General features: G+C 54.1%; 13 protein-coding genes. 6 read left to right on the top strand and 7 right to left on the bottom strand.

All coding sequences use genetic code 11. The annotated features are described in order from the left end of the window. Positions 1 to 7: 7 nt before the first annotated feature. The gene (locus YERSI8AC_RS10490; protein WP_138800290.1) at positions 8 to 691 is read right to left on the bottom strand and encodes a Cupredoxin; all 684 of its coding nucleotides are present in this window, start codon (positions 689 to 691) and stop codon (positions 8 to 10) included. Positions 692 to 1077: 386 nt separating this feature from the next. Beyond that, a complete protein-coding gene (locus YERSI8AC_RS10495) occupies positions 1078 to 2796 on the bottom strand; it encodes a proline--tRNA ligase (protein ID WP_159176716.1) in 1719 nt (572 codons plus the stop codon). Between the two features lie 270 nt (positions 2797 to 3066). Between YERSI8AC_RS10495 and YERSI8AC_RS10500 the strand changes: the two genes are divergently transcribed. Further along, complete coding sequence (locus YERSI8AC_RS10500) at positions 3067 to 3501, top strand: hypothetical protein (RefSeq protein WP_009286505.1); 435 nt, start codon at positions 3067 to 3069, stop codon at positions 3499 to 3501. 70 nt (positions 3502 to 3571) lie between these two features. Here the strand turns inward: YERSI8AC_RS10500 and YERSI8AC_RS10505 are convergent, their stop codons facing one another. The 3 genes from YERSI8AC_RS10505 to YERSI8AC_RS10515 all read right to left on the bottom strand — a co-directional run bounded on the left by YERSI8AC_RS10505 (position 3572) and on the right by YERSI8AC_RS10515 (position 6741). Then, complete coding sequence (locus YERSI8AC_RS10505) at positions 3572 to 4987, bottom strand: amidase (RefSeq protein ID WP_159176717.1); 1416 nt, start codon at positions 4985 to 4987, stop codon at positions 3572 to 3574. A gap of 109 nt (positions 4988 to 5096) precedes the next feature. Then, complete coding sequence (gene nfo / locus YERSI8AC_RS10510) at positions 5097 to 5939, bottom strand: deoxyribonuclease IV (RefSeq protein ID WP_009286506.1); 843 nt, start codon at positions 5937 to 5939, stop codon at positions 5097 to 5099. A gap of 46 nt (positions 5940 to 5985) precedes the next feature. After that, on the bottom strand, positions 5986 to 6741 hold the full coding sequence (locus YERSI8AC_RS10515; RefSeq protein WP_027959228.1) for a glycerophosphodiester phosphodiesterase family protein: 756 nt from the start codon (positions 6739 to 6741) through the stop codon (positions 5986 to 5988). Positions 6742 to 6968: 227 nt separating this feature from the next. Here YERSI8AC_RS10515 and YERSI8AC_RS10520 point away from each other — a divergent pair, with 227 nt between their 5' ends. The 5 genes from YERSI8AC_RS10520 (at position 6969) to YERSI8AC_RS10540 (ending at position 13600) form a co-directional block, all read left to right on the top strand. Next, positions 6969 to 7946 (top strand): NADPH:quinone reductase, encoded by a 978-nt coding sequence (locus tag YERSI8AC_RS10520; RefSeq protein ID WP_009286508.1) that lies wholly within the window; start codon positions 6969 to 6971, stop codon positions 7944 to 7946. 380 nt (positions 7947 to 8326) lie between these two features. Continuing rightward, positions 8327 to 10267 (top strand): SLC13 family permease, encoded by a 1941-nt coding sequence (locus YERSI8AC_RS10525; RefSeq protein ID WP_022523715.1) that lies wholly within the window; start codon positions 8327 to 8329, stop codon positions 10265 to 10267. 125 nt (positions 10268 to 10392) lie between these two features. Continuing rightward, the gene (locus tag YERSI8AC_RS10530) at positions 10393 to 11151 is read left to right on the top strand and encodes a DeoR/GlpR family transcriptional regulator (protein WP_022523714.1); all 759 of its coding nucleotides are present in this window, start codon (positions 10393 to 10395) and stop codon (positions 11149 to 11151) included. A gap of 254 nt (positions 11152 to 11405) precedes the next feature. Further along, on the top strand, positions 11406 to 12893 hold the full coding sequence (gene glpK, locus YERSI8AC_RS10535) for a glycerol kinase GlpK (protein ID WP_159176718.1): 1488 nt from the start codon (positions 11406 to 11408) through the stop codon (positions 12891 to 12893). Between the two features lie 482 nt (positions 12894 to 13375). Beyond that, positions 13376 to 13600: a hypothetical protein gene (locus YERSI8AC_RS10540; RefSeq protein ID WP_022523712.1), complete on the top strand. Its 225-nt coding sequence runs from the start codon at positions 13376 to 13378 to the stop codon at positions 13598 to 13600. A 56-nt stretch (positions 13601 to 13656) separates the two neighbouring features. Here the strand turns inward: YERSI8AC_RS10540 and YERSI8AC_RS10545 are convergent, their stop codons facing one another. Together YERSI8AC_RS10545 and YERSI8AC_RS10550 are read right to left on the bottom strand one after the other, a co-directional pair. Continuing rightward, a complete protein-coding gene (locus tag YERSI8AC_RS10545; protein WP_022523711.1) occupies positions 13657 to 15297 on the bottom strand; it encodes a glycerol-3-phosphate dehydrogenase/oxidase in 1641 nt (546 codons plus the stop codon). Positions 15298 to 15416: 119 nt separating this feature from the next. Further along, positions 15417 to 17198, bottom strand: coding sequence for an ABC transporter substrate-binding protein (locus YERSI8AC_RS10550; RefSeq protein WP_159176719.1), 1782 nt, complete (start codon positions 17196 to 17198; stop codon positions 15417 to 15419). Between the last annotated feature and the right edge of the window lie 22 nt (positions 17199 to 17220).

Consider the following 17220-nt stretch of genomic DNA (forward strand, 5'->3'; position numbering starts at 1 on the left):
TAGGGGCTTAGGTGGCATCTTTAAATCGCTGCTGAAGTGGGGAGAGTGTTGGCGCTGGGGGTGGCAGCGCATTGAGTTTCAAGCTGACGTTTAATTGGTCGGTATCGGTGATGACGCCTTCCCACCAGACTTGTTGGCTGTCATCAAGTTGAGGGTGCCAAATCCGCACACGATGCTCACCTGGCGGCAGAGTAGGCAGCAAAAGCGTGCCTTCGGCAGCCGTTGTGGCCATATAGGGAGCGTCGCTAACGACAATAAAGGCCTGCATATGGTCGTGAATATTGCACCCCAAGACGACAATGCCCGCTCGGTCGAATTGAACTGGTGGTGGGGTTTCTTGCAGGTAGAGATTTAAATCAAAGGTTTTGGCCGGTGAAAAAGAGTAGACGTGATGGCGAGTCGTATCTTGGTTAGGAAATGCCACATAGCTGCCGGTCGGTACGGTTAGCACCTTGGGATGAAAGGCGGCATCGCGCTGGTAGATACTCTCTTGTTGGGGTGGATTTCCTGCTGAGGTGTCGTAATAGACCTCAACCACTGCGTCCTCAAGCAGTTGACCTTCAACACTACGCACCGTTACCTGGGCAGCATTAGCGGTGGAGACAAGTAGGGATGTGATTGCCACTACAAAAAACGGGGCAGTAAATACGCTGAAAAAGCCACTAAAAGGGCTACGTTGTTGTGTTGGCATTCAGATTGGCATCCCGCATTAAGCTGGCAAAGTGTTAAGCCTAATAGTGGATGGATTATGCAAGAAAGTCATGCCTTTGGCTTAACGGTAAGCCAACTCTTGTGGATTTATCCTTAACTTTGCTTTTGTTTTATGAGGTGCTGTGGCACTCGCACCAGTGACCACGTTAGCTTTTACCGATTAGATTGGCAGGATAGTGCTTAACGCAATGCTGGCTGGCGCCAAGTGTCCCGCCAGGCATACATGACGCGCTCTGGGTACCAGGTTTCTCCCAGGCTGCGTCTGGCGCTGCACGTTATCACCAATAAAACGCGCTAGCGGCGTGCCCATACGTTCACGCCGCTGGGCTTGTCTCTACAAGCCCAGCGGCGCTCAGCGTTACTGTCTTAGCTAGCTTTCTCACGCAAAAAGTCGATGATTTGATCCGCAGGCACCATGGTGGCTTCGCTATCCCGACGTCCTTTATATTCCAGTTCGCCGTTGTCCAGGCCGCGGTCGCCGATTACCAGGCGGTGAGGAACGCCCATCAGCTCCAAGTCGGCAAATTTAACGCCGGGCCGGGTGTCTCGGTCATCCAGCAAGACGTCTAAGCCAGCGGCGGTGAGCGCTTGGTAAAGACGTTCAGACTCTTCGCGAACACGCTGGGCTTTGTGTGCATTCATCGGCACCAGTGCCACCTGGAAGGGCGCAATAGCGTTAGGCCAGATAATGCCGGATTCATCGTGGTTCTGCTCAATGGCCGCGGCGACCACTCGGGTCACGCCGATGCCATAGCAACCCATCCAAGGATGGCTGGTTTTGCCGTTGTCGCCCAGTACGTTGGCGTTCATGGCCTGGGAGTACTTTTGGCCAAGCTGGAAGACGTGGCCAACCTCGATGCCGCGCTTGATAGAGAGCGTGCCTTGACCGTCGGGAGAAGGGTCGCCTTCCACCACATTGCGTAGGTCGGCCACCTCGGGAAGGGCAGCATCACGCTCCCAGTTAATGCCGAAATAGTGTTTGCCTTCAATATTGGCACCCGCGCCAAAGTCGCTCATCAGGGCAACGCTGCGGTCGGCAATAATGGGCATATCAAGGTTAACCGGGCCAAGCGAGCCAAAGCCTGCACCAACTGCTGCGCGAATTTCCTCTTCGCTGCCCATGGTCAGCGGGGCCGCCACTTGCGGAAGGTTCTCTGCTTTTACCTCGTTCAGCTCATGATCACCGCGCACCAATAGGGCAATCAGGCCACCTTCAGCGGCATGTACGATCAGGGTCTTGACCGTTTTCTCGATCGGCAGATCAAACTGCTCAACCAGGGCGGCGATGGTCTTGGCATTAGGTGTGTCTACCAGATGCATCTCTTGGGTAGGTGCTTCGCGCTGTATATCGCTGCCCACCGGGGCAGGCAAGGCTTCGGCCTTTTCCATGTTTGCGGCGTACTCGGAGGCGTTGGAGAATACGATATCGTCTTCGCCCGAGTCGGCCAGTACGTGGAATTCATGGGAGCCGGTGCCGCCGATAGAGCCGTTGTCGGCAATTACCGGGCGAAAGTCGAGGCCCAGCCGCGTGAAAATGCGTGTGTAAGCATCATACATATCCTGGTAGGTCTGCTTCAGCGAGGCTTCATCCAGATGGAAGGAGTAAGCATCCTTCATGATGAACTCGCGGGAGCGCATTACCCCAAAGCGTGGGCGAATCTCGTCACGGAACTTGGTCTGAATCTGATAGAAATTGACCGGCAGCTGTTTATAGCTGGCAATCTCTTTGCGCACCAGGTCGGTGATCACTTCTTCGTGGGTCGGGCCGACGCAGTAGTCGCGGTCGTGGCGATCTTTCAGGCGTAACAGCTCGGGGCCATACTGCTCCCAACGGCCAGACTCCTGCCAAAGCTCAGCGGGCTGCACGGCGGGCATCAGTACCTCTTGAGCACCGGCACGGTTCATCTCTTCGCGCACAATGGCTTCCACTTTACGCAGGGTGCGCAGGCCAAGTGGCAGCCAGGTGTATAGCCCTGAGGTTAAACGGCGAATCATCCCGGCACGGAGCATTAGCTGGTGGCTAATGACTTCGGCGTCAGCCGGGGTTTCTTTGAGAGTGGCAATCAGTAATTGGCTGGCGCGCATGGGCGTGAGCATTCCTTAGGTTTTTGAAAACAGGGTTGTTGAAAACCTGGTTCTTGAAAGCTGGGTTCTTGAAAAAGTGCTTGGAAGCGTTGAATGGGGACATTGTACGGTCTAGCGGTTAAAGCGGCAAAATAGTGCTTATGTTCAAATGATCTATGCTTTTGGATGGCTGTGCTAAACTGATCGAGTTTTGTGGCGCGATAGTCGGCAAAAACGCAAGCGCAATACGCTATATCGACTATCGTTACTTTTGTATTTGAGGGAACCTTCATGCATCAAGCAGTTCGTCGCTGGTTGACTGGCGCCGTGGTTGGCGTTTCCATCGTGTCATTGAGTGGTTGTGGTACGCTTTTTCACCCTGAACGTAAAGGGCAATTGAGCGGTGATATTGATCCGGTTATTGCTGTCGCCAATGGGGTCGGTTTGCTGTTTTTTATTGTACCCGGAGTGATTGCCTACGCCGTGGATTTCTCTAATGGCACCATCTATCTGCCGGGCCGCAACAGCGCCTCAGTAGATGTTCACCACTTAGACGACGCTATGGATGTGGCTTCCCTGGAAAAATTGCTCTCTGAAACAGCTGGTCAGCCGGTGAGCTTAGAGAGCGAGTTGGTCATGATCGAGGAGGTGAGCAGCTTGGATGAAGCGTTGGCCATGGTGCGTATGTCGGGCGTGTTAGACCAAGAGAAACTCTCAGCTATGTAACGTTCGCTATTGATCGCTAAAACCCAGCCATGTGTCACGCTTGGCTGGTTTTTTTCATGTCGTGCAAGTGTTAAGCATACTGGGGAGGGTTGGGTACGCTGGGAAAGCGCGGCGGGTGCGCTTCCATGTAGGCGTGGCAGGCACGCAGTACCCGCACATCATCATACTTGCCACCCGCAAGCTGAAAACCCACCGGTAAACCGTTATCGGTAAAACCACAGGGCACTGACGCGGCGGGCTGCTGGCTAAGGTTAAAAGGATAGCTAAAGGGCGCCCACTCTTCCCAGTCCCGCATATCGCTGCTGAGGGGAACTTCCTGGTTAATTTCAAACGGCGGTATCGCCACCGAGGGGGTCATCAGTAGATGATACTCTTGGTTAAAGTGCTCCAGGAGCTGGGTTAACTCCGCACGATCTGCCAAGGCACGAAACAGTTCAACGGCTTTCCAGGGTTCGGCCTCACGGGCATTGGCCACCATGCCTGAATCTAGCAGCGTACGCTGGTGATCATCCATTTGTGACCACTGCTCTAAAGAGGCGGTAAACCACAGCTTACGGAAGGTATCCAGCGGTGACGAAAAGCCGGGATGCACTTCGACGATTTCAGCGCCCAACGCCTCCAGTCTGCCGGCTGCTTCTCGCACGCGTTCGGCAACCTGTGGATCTACCTTGGCGTAGCCAAGATCAGCCGAGTAGCCAATCCGTAGTCCGGTTAAACCTTTATCCAAATCCATCCCCCAGCACTCGGGCTGCCCGCGGGTGGCGTAAGGGTCACGGTAGTCGTAACGGCCCATCACATTGAGCATGCTAACCGCATCCCGCACGGTGCGCGTTAACGGCCCCAGGTGCGATAGGCTGGGTTCTTTAGCTGGAGGCCATTGGGGCGTCCAGCCAAATGTGGGTTTGAAGCCAAAAACACCGGTGAACGCCGCGGGGATACGTATGGATCCGCCGGAGTCGCCGCCCTGGTGCAGTACCCCCATATTGAGTGCCGCAGCAGCGGCGGCCCCGCCGGAAGAACCGCCGGGGGTTAACCGAGTATCCCAGGGGTTAGCCGTGGCACCGAAGACACGGTTATCGGTCACGGCTTTCCAGCCAAATTCGGGCGTGTTGGTTTTACCTAAAATGACGGCGCCTGCTTCACGCAGCATGCGTGCGGGTGGCGCATCGGTGTCACATAGCGCTTCAGAAGAGGTTAACGAGCCTTCTCGGCAGGGCATGCCTGCCACTTGGGTCAGGTCTTTAAGCGATACCGGCACCCCGTCGATGGGGCTTAGCGGCTTGCCTTGCCCCCAGCGCCGCGCCGAGGCTTTGGCCGCCGATTCCGCACCTTCAGCATCTACATACACATAGGCGTTAACGTCTGGGTTGAAGCGCTCGATTCGATCAAGAGCGACACGAGTCGCTTCTAGCGGGGAGGCCTCTCGGCTTGCAAACAAGTGAGCTAGGGTCTGGGCATCTAAACTGCCAAGATCGGTATCGCTCATTGCACACTCCTTACGTAGGCTGGGGCTTGGGTAAAGGAGTTTAAGCGTAGGCAAGCATTACCGGGCGTGCAAAAACCGCTGAATCGTAGGCTGACTCTTTGTATCCACTTCAGGAGGCTTGAGCGCGTAGCCAAGCTATTTCATCGGCCCATATCTCGGGTTCGATGGTCTCCAGTATCATTGGAATGCCGTTAATCCGTGGTTCCTGCATGATGGTGGTAAAGGCAGGTAGGCCAATATTGCCTTTGCCCAGGCTATGGTGGCGATCCACGCGGCTGGCAAGGTTGCTTTTGGCATCGTTTAAATGCATACCGCGCAGATACTCAAAGCCGACCACGCTGTCTAGCTCATCAAGCGTTGCTTGGGTGGCCTCTGTCGTGCGTAGATCATAGCCCGCCGCAAAGGCGTGGCAGGTGTCAATACACACCCCCACGCGAGTTTTATCGTCCACGTGGGCAATGATCTCGGCCAAATGCTCGAAGCGCCAACCTAGGTTAGTGCCTTGGCCAGCGGTATTTTCAATGACTGCGGTAACGCCTTGGGTATGCGTTAGCGCTTCGTTAACGGATTCTGCAATACGCTTTAAGCAGTCGCTTTCGCTGATTTTGTTCAAATGGCTGCCAGGGTGAAAATTAAGCAGCGTCAGCCCCAACTGCTCGCAGCGCTGCATCTCATCCAGAAACGCATCGCGGGATTTGCGCAGCCCTTCCTGCTCGGGGTGACCCAGATTAATCAGATAGCTGTCGTGGGGCAAAATCTGCTCTGCAGAAAAGTTGTGCTCGGCACAGGCATCGCGAAAGGCTTGAATCGCCTCATCGGTGAGCGGTTTACCTTTCCATTGACGCTGATTTTTGGTGAATAGCGCAAACGCATCCGCACCGATTTCCACTGCTCGCTGCACGGCTTGGTCTGCGCCGCCAGCGGCGCTCACATGGGCTCCTAGGTACTTCACGGTGGACTCCTTGTCAGTGTGTGAACTTATAAGTTGTTAGAGTTTATCAATGGCTGTCTAAAAAGCGCTTGAACGCGGCGGGTTCATCGGTGATGACACTGCCGATGCCCCACTCCCAGCGGCTATGAAAGGCACTGGGGTCATTGGCGGTATAGCACAATATTTGATAGCCATCGCGCTGCATAGCTTCGGCTTGGGCGCGCTTCAAACGCGGCCAGTGGGGGTGCACGCTAAAAGCCTCAATGGCCTCGCACTGCTCACGCCAACTTTTGGGCACGCTACCGAACAGCACACCCAGGGCCAGCCGTTCTTTGCTGGCAAATTGACGGCAGTGGCCAAGAGCCGCGGCATTGAAGGAGGAGATAATCAAGCGCTCGGGGGGGAGAGTGTCGAGCATTTCCGGCAGCGCGCGTTCCACCAGCGCGATGGGGTCGCGGCCTTTGTTGACCTTGATTTCCATATTGGCGCCCATTTCCAGCTCGTTAAGCAGTGCCAACATCTCGCTGAGGCTAGGCATCTTCTCACCCGCAAAACGATCGTCAAACCAAGCCCCGGCATCCAGGGTTTGCGCCTTCGCCCAGCTCATGGAGGCGAGTCCGCCCCGTCCGTTTGAGCAGCGTGCTACATCGCCGTCGTGCCAAATCACCGGGGTGCCATCACCCAGTAGCTGCACATCCAGCTCTACCCATGTGGCTCCCGCTTCATAGGCGGCGCGCACCGCGGCGAGGGTGTTTTCAGGGGCAGCGGCGGAGTAGCCGCGGTGGGCAATCAGCGCGGGGAGTTGAATAGCGGGATGCGTCATGACAAATCTCTAAGCCTTAGACGATAAAGAAGCGCTAATACTAGCATGGGCGCATGACAGCAGGATTGCATTGCCTCGCGTTCTAGTGGGTAAAAATACGCTAGCGTGCTAGCTTGATTTAAATGCCATGACGCGCTTGTATAGCAGCACCTGTTGCCATGCTTAGCATTATTCAGAGATGGCGTATCAACTCGAATAATAGCCGAATTACACAATAAGGAGTCCTAATGTCTCAGCGTATTCAATTTGCCCGCACCGGCGGTTCTGAGGTACTTGAACTGGTCGACGTTACCCCTGCTGAACCTGGCCAGGGTGAAGTACGTATTGCTAATAAAGCCGTTGGCCTTAATTTTATCGACATCTATTTTCGTACCGGGCTCTATCCAACCCCTTCCATGCCTTCTGGTCTAGGCACCGAAGGTGCAGGCGTGGTCGATGCGGTTGGCGAAGGAGTCACACACCTTCAGGTTGGCGATCGCGTGGCCTATGCCCAAGGCCCGTTGGGCGCCTATGCTGAACTGCATACGCTGCCAGCGGCTAAAGTGGTCAAGCTACCCGACTTCGTTGATTTCGACACCGCAGCGGCGAGTATGCTCAAGGGCCTTACCGTGCAGTATCTGCTTCGCCAAACCTATGAACTAAAAGGTGGCGAAACCATTCTATTTCACGCCGCAGCGGGCGGGGTAGGTTCGATTGCCTGCCAGTGGGCGAAGTCGTTAGGCGTTAAGCTGATCGGCACAGTCAGTTCACAGGAAAAAGCGGATCTAGCCATGGCCAACGGTGCCTGGGCGACAATTAATTACAGCGAAGAGAACGTGGTAGAGCGCGTACGCGAGCTTACCAACGGCGATATGTGCGATGTGGTGTATGACTCGGTGGGTAAAGACACCTGGGAAATGTCACTGGACTGCCTGAAGCCCCGTGGTCTGATGGTCAGCTTTGGCAACGCGTCTGGCCCGGTGGAGGGCGTTAATATCGGCATTCTGAATCAGAAGGGCGCACTTTACGTGACCCGCCCCAGCCTGAATGGCTACGCCGACACCCGCGAGCGTTTGGAGATGATGTGCGAAGAGTTTTTCGCCATGATTGAAAGCGGTAAGGTCAACATTGATATCGCCAACCGCTACCCACTTGCAGAAGCTGGCAAAGCCCAAGACGCCCTGCAAAGCCGCAAGACCACGGGCTCAACTATTCTTTTGCCGTAGCGAATTCGTTTTATCCGACGATAGAGCTTTGAGAGCAGCAGAAGGGGCAGCCTGAAGCGGTTGGCCAGGGCCCCGTGAAGTTTCCTATATCTCAAAGGCTGCACGCATCGCTATAAGATTGTTGATGCTCACATTATTGTTGAGCGCCAAAAGTAAGCGCTTTTATTAGCCCGCTTTACCCTTCATTACACTACCGATATGAAGCTCGGCTTTGCCGAGCTTTTGTCCCTTTTGGCTATGTGTTTATAGGCTTTGCGTATGCAGGGTCTATACCTCTGTATAGTAAACGTCTAATGTGCAGAAGAAATAGTCATGTTAAAGCGTGTTTTGCATCAATCGCATGGTGAACTTTCAAACGCCAGCAAGGGAGTGGGAAAAGGATGTCGGCTGAGGACATAAGTGTTGAGGGCTCAAGCGCTGAGGGCTCCGGTATTGAAAACGTAAGTATTGAAGCATTGGATCTTGGCGGGTTAACGCTTACACCTAGCACACTGGTGTTTATCGTACTTGGGCTAACGCTCGCCGCGTTTATATGGGGACGCTTTCGTTATGACTTAGTGGCGCTGGCAGCGTTGTTGGGTTCGGTCATGCTGGGGCTTGTGCCGGCCGAAAGCGCTTTCGCCGGTTTCGGCCATCCGGCGGTGATTACCGTGGCCGCTGTACTGGTGCTTAGCCGAGGGTTTGAGCGCTCGGGCGTGGTCGATATTATTGCCAACCAAGTGCTTAAAGTGGGGGAAAACCTGCTGCTCCAACTCCTGGTGCTGGTGGGTACCATTGTTGTGCTGTCAGGTATTATGAATAATGTGGGCGCCCTGGCACTGCTGCTACCGGTAGCTATGCGGCTTGCCCGCGAACACAACACCTCGCCTTCCTTACTGCTTATGCCCCTGGCGTTTGGCTCTCTGCTCGGCGGCCTGACCACGATGATTGGTACCCCACCCAATATCATTATTTCCAGTTATCGCCGTGATGTGACAGATGAAGCATTTAGTATGTTTAGCTTCTCGCCTGTAGGCATCGTAGTTGCGCTGGCGGGGCTGGCCTTTATTGTTCTGGTGGGCTGGCGCTTGACGCCCAAGCGTAGCGGCCAGGCCTCTACGGATGAAATGTTCGATACCGCCAACTATTTAGTCGAATTGAAAGTAGGCGAAGAGTCGAAGGCCAAGGGGCTAACGCTACAACAGTTGCGCGACGAACTGGACGAAACCATTCCCGTGTTAGCGGTGGTGCGTGATGACAACCGCCGTGCAGGCTATAACTTCCACGGCGCACTGGAAGAGGGCGATATTCTGCTATTAGAAGCAGGGCCTGATGAGCTTCAAATGCTGGAAGACAAAGTAGGGCTAAGCGCGATTGCAGAGTTGGAGGAAGACCCTGAGGCGGAGGATGCTGAGCCTACGGAGAGTGATAAGGATCCTGTGAATAAGAAAGATTCTGCGCAGGATCGACAGCCCGTGGATACCGAGGGCCTGCAACTGATCGAGGCCGTGGTGCGTAACGACTCAATGATGATTAACCGCAGCGTACGCCAGCTACGCTTAAACCATCAGTTTGGCCTGCACTTGGTGGCTGTCGCACGGGATGGCGGGCGCTTGAAGCAGCGGTTGCGGGATATTCGTTTTAAAAACGGTGATGTTTTGCTCCTCCAGGGCAGTGAAAACGAGATGTCAGATAGCCTGGCCTCGCTTGGGTGTCTACCCCTGGCTAGCCGTGAACTGCATCTGGGGCAGCCACGCAAACTTGCTATGTCGATTGCTATTTTTGCCTTGGCAATCGTCGCCATGCTGTTTGATCTACTCCCCGCAGCGGTGGCCATGAGTAGTGCGGCACTGATTTCGCTCCTGATTGGCGTGTTACCACTCCGGGAAGGGTATCAGGCCATTGATGGCCCCGTCATAGTGCTGCTCGCGGCGATGATTCCCGTGGGCGAAGCATTAGAAACCAGTGGAGGTGCAGATTTGATTGCTAACGCGCTGCTCAGTTTTGGCAGCGATTGGCCGGTGGTGGTGACCATGATAGGGCTGTTTTTACTCTCTATGCTGCTCTCCAATGTGGTTAACAATGCGGCGGCTGCGCTACTGATGGCACCGATTGCGGTGAGCTTAGCCAATGGCTTTGACGTCTCACTGGATCCGTTTTTGATGGTCGTAGCTGTTAGCGCTTCCTGTGCGTTTTTAACCCCTATTGGGCACCAATCCAATACGCTGGTGCTTGGGCCTGGCGGCTACCGCTTTGGTGATTATTGGAAACTGGGCTTGCCGCTATCACTGGTGGTGCTGGTGGTTGCTATCCCAATGATCCTATGGGTGTGGCCGCTTTAATAGGCGAGGTCGCCGCTTGGTCTGTCGGTTTGGCACCTGCGGAATTGTATGAATAGTGCTATTAGGTTTCGAAAATTTTGCTAGATTATGTTCAGATATCAATAAAAATCGAACAGGCCGGGCTTATGAATCAACAATTTCGTCAGGATGCCATTGTCGAGCTAGTTCGTCAGCACGGCTATATGAGTATTGAGCAGCTCACCGATCATTTTGCCGTGACACCACAAACCATCCGTCGCGATTTAAATACCCTGGCCAATGAGGGCCGGGTGAGGCGGGTGCATGGCGGAGTAGGAATCGAGTCGAGTACAGTCAATACCGCCTACAGCACGCGCAAGACACTGCATCTGGAAGAAAAGGAGCGCATTGCCCGCTGTTTAGCACAGCACATCCCGAATCACTCCTCTCTGTTTATTAATATCGGCACCAGCAATGAAGTGATTGCTCAAGCGCTGTTAGAGCACCAGGGCCTTGAGATCATTACCAATAATTTAAATGTTGCCGCTATCCTGCAACATAAAGAGGATTTCACCGTGATTATCGCCGGCGGTCAGGTGCGCTCCCGGGACGGCGGCATTATCGGTGAAGCAACGATCGACTTTATCAATCAGTTCAAAGTGGACTACGGCATTATCGGCATCAGCGGTATCGATGAGGATGGCTCACTGCTGGAGTTTGATTACCAGGAAGTGCGCGTTGCTCAGGCGATTATCGCCAATTCCAGGCGCATCTATCTGGCGGCGGACTACTCTAAATTTCACCGTAACCCGGTTGTTCGGCAAGGTAACCTGGAACAGCTGGATGCGCTATTTACCGACCGCAAACCCCCAGACGCGATTCAGCGCTTGCTGACGCAACACGATGTGGCGCTCTACATTGCTTAATGAGGTAGTTTCAGCCTTGAGCATTTTGGGCGGCTAGAGTAGCCTTGGATGATAATAAAGCGAAAACGTGGAAACCTCTGATTAACTATTGCGCTTGGCCATACAGCGTTAAAAATCGCCTCAAAATGCTCATTTACACCCCGTAAACTCCGCTTTTTCGTTGATTTTTGCCTTGTCTGGCCTGCGCTCATCGCGTTAATCAGAGGTTTTCAATCATACAAAATCGAAAGATAATACAACAAAGCGAACTCGATATGTCCTCTTTTATACTCGCCATTGATCAAGGTACCACCAGTTCTCGCGCCATTCTGTTTGACCGCCAAGGCCAGGTGGCCGCTGTTGCCCAGCAAGAATTCACTCAGCACTTCCCCCACGACGGATGGATTGAGCACAACCCCGGAGACATTTGGGAAACCGTGGTGGCGACTTGCCGAGATGTGATGCGTAACGCTGAAGTTTCCGCCGACCAAATAGCCGGGATCGGCATTACCAACCAGCGGGAAACCACTATTCTGTGGGATCGGAAAACGGGTAAGCCACTCTATAACGCCATCGTTTGGCAGGATCGCCGCACCTCAGATTTATGCCAGTCACTGCGCGATCAAGGCTATACCGATACCGTTCAAGCTAAAACGGGCCTATTGATTGATCCCTACTTTTCAGCCACCAAGCTTGGTTGGGTACTGGACAACGTTGAGGGTGCTCGGGAGCGCGCCGAGCAGGGCGAGTTGGCATTTGGAACGGTAGATAGCTTTTTAATCTGGCGGCTGACAGGCGGTCAGCAGCACGTGACCGATGCCACCAATGCTTCACGCACGGCGTTGTTTAATATCCATACTCAGGAGTGGGATGAAGAGCTGCTGGCGCTGTTTAATATTCCCGCCAATTTATTGCCCGAAGTGAAAGACTCCAGCGATGATTTTGGCACCACCGAAGCGCACTGGCTGGGTGCCGCGCTCCCCATTGCTGGGGTAGCGGGGGATCAGCAGGCTGCTTTAGTGGGGCAGGCGTGCTTTCAACCGGGGATGGGTAAAAGCACCTATGGCACAGGCTGTTTTATGATTGTGAATACCGGCGAAACGCCCTCGCTGTCGCGCAATCGCCTGTTGACCACCATTGGCTACCGGCTTAATGGAAAGCCGACCTATGCCATGGAGGGCAGTATTTTCGTGGCGGGGGCGACGGTGCAGTGGTTACGTGACGGCTTGAACCTGTTTGCTGATGCGTCAGAGACGGAGGCCTTGGCCCAGGAGACCCGCAGTGGTCACAGCGTTTATCTGGTGCCCGCCTTTACCGGCTTGGGCGCTCCACACTGGGATCCCAAAGCGCGTGGCGCTATTTTTGGGCTAACTCGCGATACCGGTATCGCTGAAATAGTCGCCGCTGGCCTGCAAGCGGTGTGCTATCAAACCCGCGACCTCCAGCACTGTATGAACGACGACATGGAGGCCGCGCCAGGCACTTTGCGCGTCGACGGTGGCATGGTGAAGAACAGCTGGGTGATGCAGTTTCTTGCCGATATGCTGGGTGTACAAGTAGATCGCCCTACGATTTTGGAAACCACGGCGCTGGGGGCTGCTTACTTAGCCGGGTTGCGTTTAGGTTGGTATCAAACCCTCGAAGAGATTGAGCAGCTGTGGCGCTGTGAGAAGAGCTTTATGCCTGCTATGGAGGAGACCACTCGCGAGCAGCTCTATCAAGGCTGGTTGGATGCGGTTTCGCGCGTGCGCTCCACGCCTTAGGTAATAACGATTTAGCCCACTACTTAAGCACACTATCTATTAACTCTTTCGATTCTTTATAATGCGGCGGCCAATTAAACCATTGGCCGCCTTTCTTCGCTTTTAGCGCCCCTCATGAAAGTCTTTAACACACTTAACACTTAATGAGTGTTTATGTAGTCGAGTTACAACCACCCCTGCTGCCAATGATGCATTGTGGGTTTTGTTGCAGTGAACCATAGTGAAGCCATGGATCAGGAGGGTGCTTCGTTATCCCGAGTCACTGACCCGATCCCTGCTACAGAACCATAGCGCTTCAGTATTACCCGAGCGCTAAAGGCGAAGGTCTTGCAAAGCTTGTGACCGTTTCGCAGTTGCCGAACTGGGCACTTATCCGGCCCAGCATGAGTAGCAACGTCACCATACGTCGTTAACTAAGATGGCTGCTTTTTTTAACCGATAGTCGGTTAAGCAGCGGATGACCATACCATGAGGTATTACTAATGAACTGCATCGAACTGAGCCAACAAGCCGACAGCATCGCCAGCACTTTCAGCAAACAAGATCTCGCTAGACTTGTTGTGGCACTGAAGGGCAACCGTGAATCACTGCAGCATGCCGTTGAGGTCATCGACACAGTGGATAGCCGCTCAGGCTGCACACTGGAAGAAGCTTGGGATGAAGTGCTCTCAGGGGACTCTCAAATGCGAATTGAAGACGAAGAGTAGGGCATCGCTTATTGATTGTTTGAGCCCCCTCACTTAGGTGAGGGGGCTTTTTTACGCTAAACCGCTGTCGATGTCGGCGGAAGTGCAGTATCGCGATTTTGTTCGAAGTACTGGCTAAATCGATTTTCAGCATCGTCACCAAACAGTACCCGACACGCTTCCTTTAAACCGGTGGAATGGCGTAACTGCTCATGAGGTACCACCAGAGAAACTTTGGCGCGGCGGCGCAGGAAGTCCTCAAGCTGGGTGATCATCTCGTGGTCGCGGGCATGCTCAATTTCACAACGGATGTACTCAGTGCCTTCAATGAGGATTTCGCCCTGAGCGGGATCCTGACGAATTTTCTCCAGCATCGGTATGGCTTGATCGGCATAGCGCCGCCACAGCCGAGAGGAGAGCAGCTCCGATGACGTAGAGGCGGTCATGGCATCTAGGTTCATACGCTTGGCTTGATCCATAAACTGCTGTTTCACGGGCTTGGCAGGTTCCCCGTACCACCGAAAGTTGGGGTCTGAAAGTGAAACGCCCAGGCGGCTTATATCTTCGGCAATCTCATCCCCTACGTTCAAACAGTCGGTAAGTTTTCCACCAAAGATGCTGATATGCGCACTCTCAATGTTGGTATCGACCACATGCTTGCGAGAAAGCTGTAAAAAGTCTCGGTCACTGCCCTGATCATCTTTGATGGCTAAAGGCCTTACGCCACAGCGTGTCGAGATAATGTCGTCTTGTGTGAGCGGTTGATCTAGCGTTAGGCGTTTATTGATATTTTCCAGCACAAAGGCGATATCGTCAGCAGTAACGTCCACCTCTGGATGCTCCATATGGGTATCGGTAGTGCCGATACAGGTGCGATTGCCCATGGGAATGACGAAGAACAGCCTTCCATCGTCGGCAAAAAATGCCAACACCCGCTGTGAATCGGTTAGCTGTGGAACGATGAGGTGAATGCCCTTGGAGTAGAGGTGATGATGGGTAGTCTTTTGGCCGGTCAGCTCGTTATGCTGATCTACCCAGGGGCCAGCAGCGTTGATTAATACCTTGGCATGAATATCGAAGGTGCTGCCATCCATCACGTTGTGCGCTTTGGTCACCCATAGGTCGCCGACCCGTTCGGCGCCGAGTGACTCGACGTAGTTGGCGGCAATTGCTCCATAGTTAAGCGCGTGGCGCACAAAGTTGAACACAAAGCGTGCGTCATTATCGTGGAGGTAGGCGTCGGAGTACTCGAAGCCGCCAACGGCGTCCTCAATATCGATAATGGGTTCTTGCTGCTTAATCTTGTTAGGCGAAAGCAGGCGTGGCAGTTTAGTGAAGCCGTTGCCCATCAGCCAGTAAAGCCAGGTGCCCGCCCATAGGTAGCGTGGTGAGTGGCGGAAACCTTTCGAAATAGTGGTCAGGAAACGAATCTCCTGCACGGTAGAGGGGTAACTCTTTATCAAGTGATTGCGGCTTTTGCACAATTTTCGAACCAGTGCAAAATCCTTGCTTTCCATGTATTTAATGCCTCCCCAAACTAAGTTGGAGGAGTGCATGCTGGTGCTGCCAGCGAAGTCGCCGCGATCAATCAGTGCGACTTTAGCGCCTTTTCCAGCCAGCGCCGCCGCAGTGGCCGCGCCATTGATACCGCCCCCTATAATCAGGGCATCAAAGGTCTCGGTAGGTAATTTTTCTATATTTCGATTTCGCAGTTTCATAGCGGATCCAATTAACAAATAAATAGCCCTGGTGCCCTGGGTGTTTTCTCTTGTGCTATGGCCTGCCGCCAATGAAACCCTTGCAGGGCGGTTGCCCACCCTGCAAGCGTTACGCGTGATTACTCTTGGCGCGTACCGGCTGCCATCCAGGCTTCCATCATTTCGTCATAAGGAACGGTGGTGCCTTGGGGCATTTCATTGTCCAGCTTGGCTTTGGGTGCGCCTTCCTGATCCAGCCAGTATTGCGGATCCTGCTCTTCATTGAGCACGGGCGCATAGCTGTCGAAGACGTTGGCCCTGGCTAGGCGATGCATGGTGCTGTCCATATCCGACGCCAGTTTGTCCAAGCCTTCCTGAGGCGTGACTTCACCACTCATGACAGGCGCCAGGTTTTGCCACCACAGTGGGGCCATGCGTGGGTAGTCAGGCACATTGGTGCCGGTAGGCGTCCAGTTCGACTCGTTGGGGCTGCGGTAGAACTCCACCAGGCCGCCTAATTTGGGGGCCATCTCGGTCATCTGCTCAGAGAAGATGTCAGATTCACGAATCGGCGTTAGACCGTGCATCAGTTTTTCCAAAGACACCGTTTTAGACACGGTGAACTGGCCGAACAGCCACGCCGCGGTGCGACGATCTTCCGGCGTTGAATCGAAGAACGTCCAGGCGCCTACATCTTGGTAGCCGACCTTCATACCCTCTTCCCAGTACGGGCCGGTGGGGGATGGAGCCATGCGCCATAGCGGGTTGCCTTCGTCATCGGTCACTGCGACTGCAGGGTCGGTCATGTCGGCAGTAAAGGCGGTGTACCAGAAAATCTGCTGGGCAATGTGTCCCTGCGCAGGTACCGGGCCAGCCTCACCAAAGGTCATGCCCTGTGCTTCAGGAGGGGCATAGTCACGCAGCCAATCGACGGCTTTTTGCATGGCAAATACCGAGGCCGGTGAGTTAGTAGCACCGCCGCGGCTTACGCTTGCGCCTACTGGCTGGCTATCTTCGTTGACGCGGATACCCCAGTCATCCACCGGGTTGCCGGAAGGGACGCCGGGGCTGCCCATACCTGCCATGGAGAGCCAGGAGTCGTGGAAGCGCCAGCCCAGTGACGGATCGCGGCGGCCGTAATCCATATGGCCATACACCTTGGTGCCATCTATTTCGCCGACATGCTCGGTAAAGAACTCGGCGATATCTTGATAGGCCGTCCAGTTAGTGGGAACGCCAAGAGGGTAGCCGTAGACCTCTTCGAACTGTGCCATCAGCTCAGGGTCGGTAAACCAGTCATAGCGGAACCAGTAGAGGTTAGCGAACTGTTGGGTGGGCAGTTGAAAGAGGCTGCCATCTGGCCCGGTGCCGTACTGCAGTCCAATAAAGTCGTCTAAATCCAGGGTGGGCAACGTATAGTCGGCCCACTCGTTCTCCATCGCTTCAGACAGGTTGATGGTGGTGCCATAACGAATATGCGTGCCGATGGAGTCGGTGTCATTGACGAAGCCATCGTAGATGCTGTTACCCGACTGCATCTGATTCTGCATGGTGTCCACCACATCACCTTCACCGATGATGTTGTGGGTCAGGTTAATGCCGGTCAGCTCACTAAAGGCTTCTGCAAGCACTTCACTTTCATAAACGTGAGTCGTGAGGCCTTCAGCCACGGTTTGAATATCCATGCCGCGGAAAGGCTCGGCAGCGTTGGCAAACCACATCAGCTCTTCGATCTGCTCTTCGCGGCTCAGGGTTGAGTTCTGGAAGTGCTCGTCGACCAAGCGTTCAGCGATGGCACGGGTATCCTGCTCTTGCGCTGACAGCGTTCCCGACGCCAGCAACAAGCTGGCGGCGAGGGTTGTCAGTTTGAATTTAGTCAGTTTGAATTTAGTCAGTTTGGATTTATTGTCGTGCTTTTGCATGTTGACCTCGTTTTGTTGTGTT

This window comes from Halomonas sp. 113 (assembly GCF_904067645.1).
Classification (GTDB): domain Bacteria; phylum Pseudomonadota; class Gammaproteobacteria; order Pseudomonadales; family Halomonadaceae; genus Vreelandella; species Vreelandella titanicae.

Bases quoted from the DNA above. Each gene is read 5' to 3' on its own strand.
- YERSI8AC_RS10545 (WP_022523711.1), bottom strand. From the start codon at position 15,297: ATGAAACTGCGAAATCGAAATATAGAAAAATTACCTACCGAGACCTTT.
- YERSI8AC_RS10530 (WP_022523714.1), top strand. From the start codon at position 10,393: ATGAATCAACAATTTCGTCAGGATGCCATTGTCGAGCTAGTTCGTCAG.
- YERSI8AC_RS10505 (WP_159176717.1), bottom strand. From the start codon at position 4,987: ATGAGCGATACCGATCTTGGCAGTTTAGATGCCCAGACCCTAGCTCAC.
- YERSI8AC_RS10495 (WP_159176716.1), bottom strand. From the start codon at position 2,796: ATGCGCGCCAGCCAATTACTGATTGCCACTCTCAAAGAAACCCCGGCT.
- YERSI8AC_RS10500 (WP_009286505.1), top strand. From the start codon at position 3,067: ATGCATCAAGCAGTTCGTCGCTGGTTGACTGGCGCCGTGGTTGGCGTT.
- glpK (WP_159176718.1), top strand. From the start codon at position 11,406: ATGTCCTCTTTTATACTCGCCATTGATCAAGGTACCACCAGTTCTCGC.
- YERSI8AC_RS10540 (WP_022523712.1), top strand. From the start codon at position 13,376: ATGAACTGCATCGAACTGAGCCAACAAGCCGACAGCATCGCCAGCACT.
- YERSI8AC_RS10515 (WP_027959228.1), bottom strand. From the start codon at position 6,741: ATGACGCATCCCGCTATTCAACTCCCCGCGCTGATTGCCCACCGCGGC.
- YERSI8AC_RS10525 (WP_022523715.1), top strand. From the start codon at position 8,327: ATGTCGGCTGAGGACATAAGTGTTGAGGGCTCAAGCGCTGAGGGCTCC.
- YERSI8AC_RS10520 (WP_009286508.1), top strand. From the start codon at position 6,969: ATGTCTCAGCGTATTCAATTTGCCCGCACCGGCGGTTCTGAGGTACTT.
- YERSI8AC_RS10550 (WP_159176719.1), bottom strand. From the start codon at position 17,198: ATGCAAAAGCACGACAATAAATCCAAACTGACTAAATTCAAACTGACT.
- YERSI8AC_RS10490 (WP_138800290.1), bottom strand. From the start codon at position 691: ATGCCAACACAACAACGTAGCCCTTTTAGTGGCTTTTTCAGCGTATTT.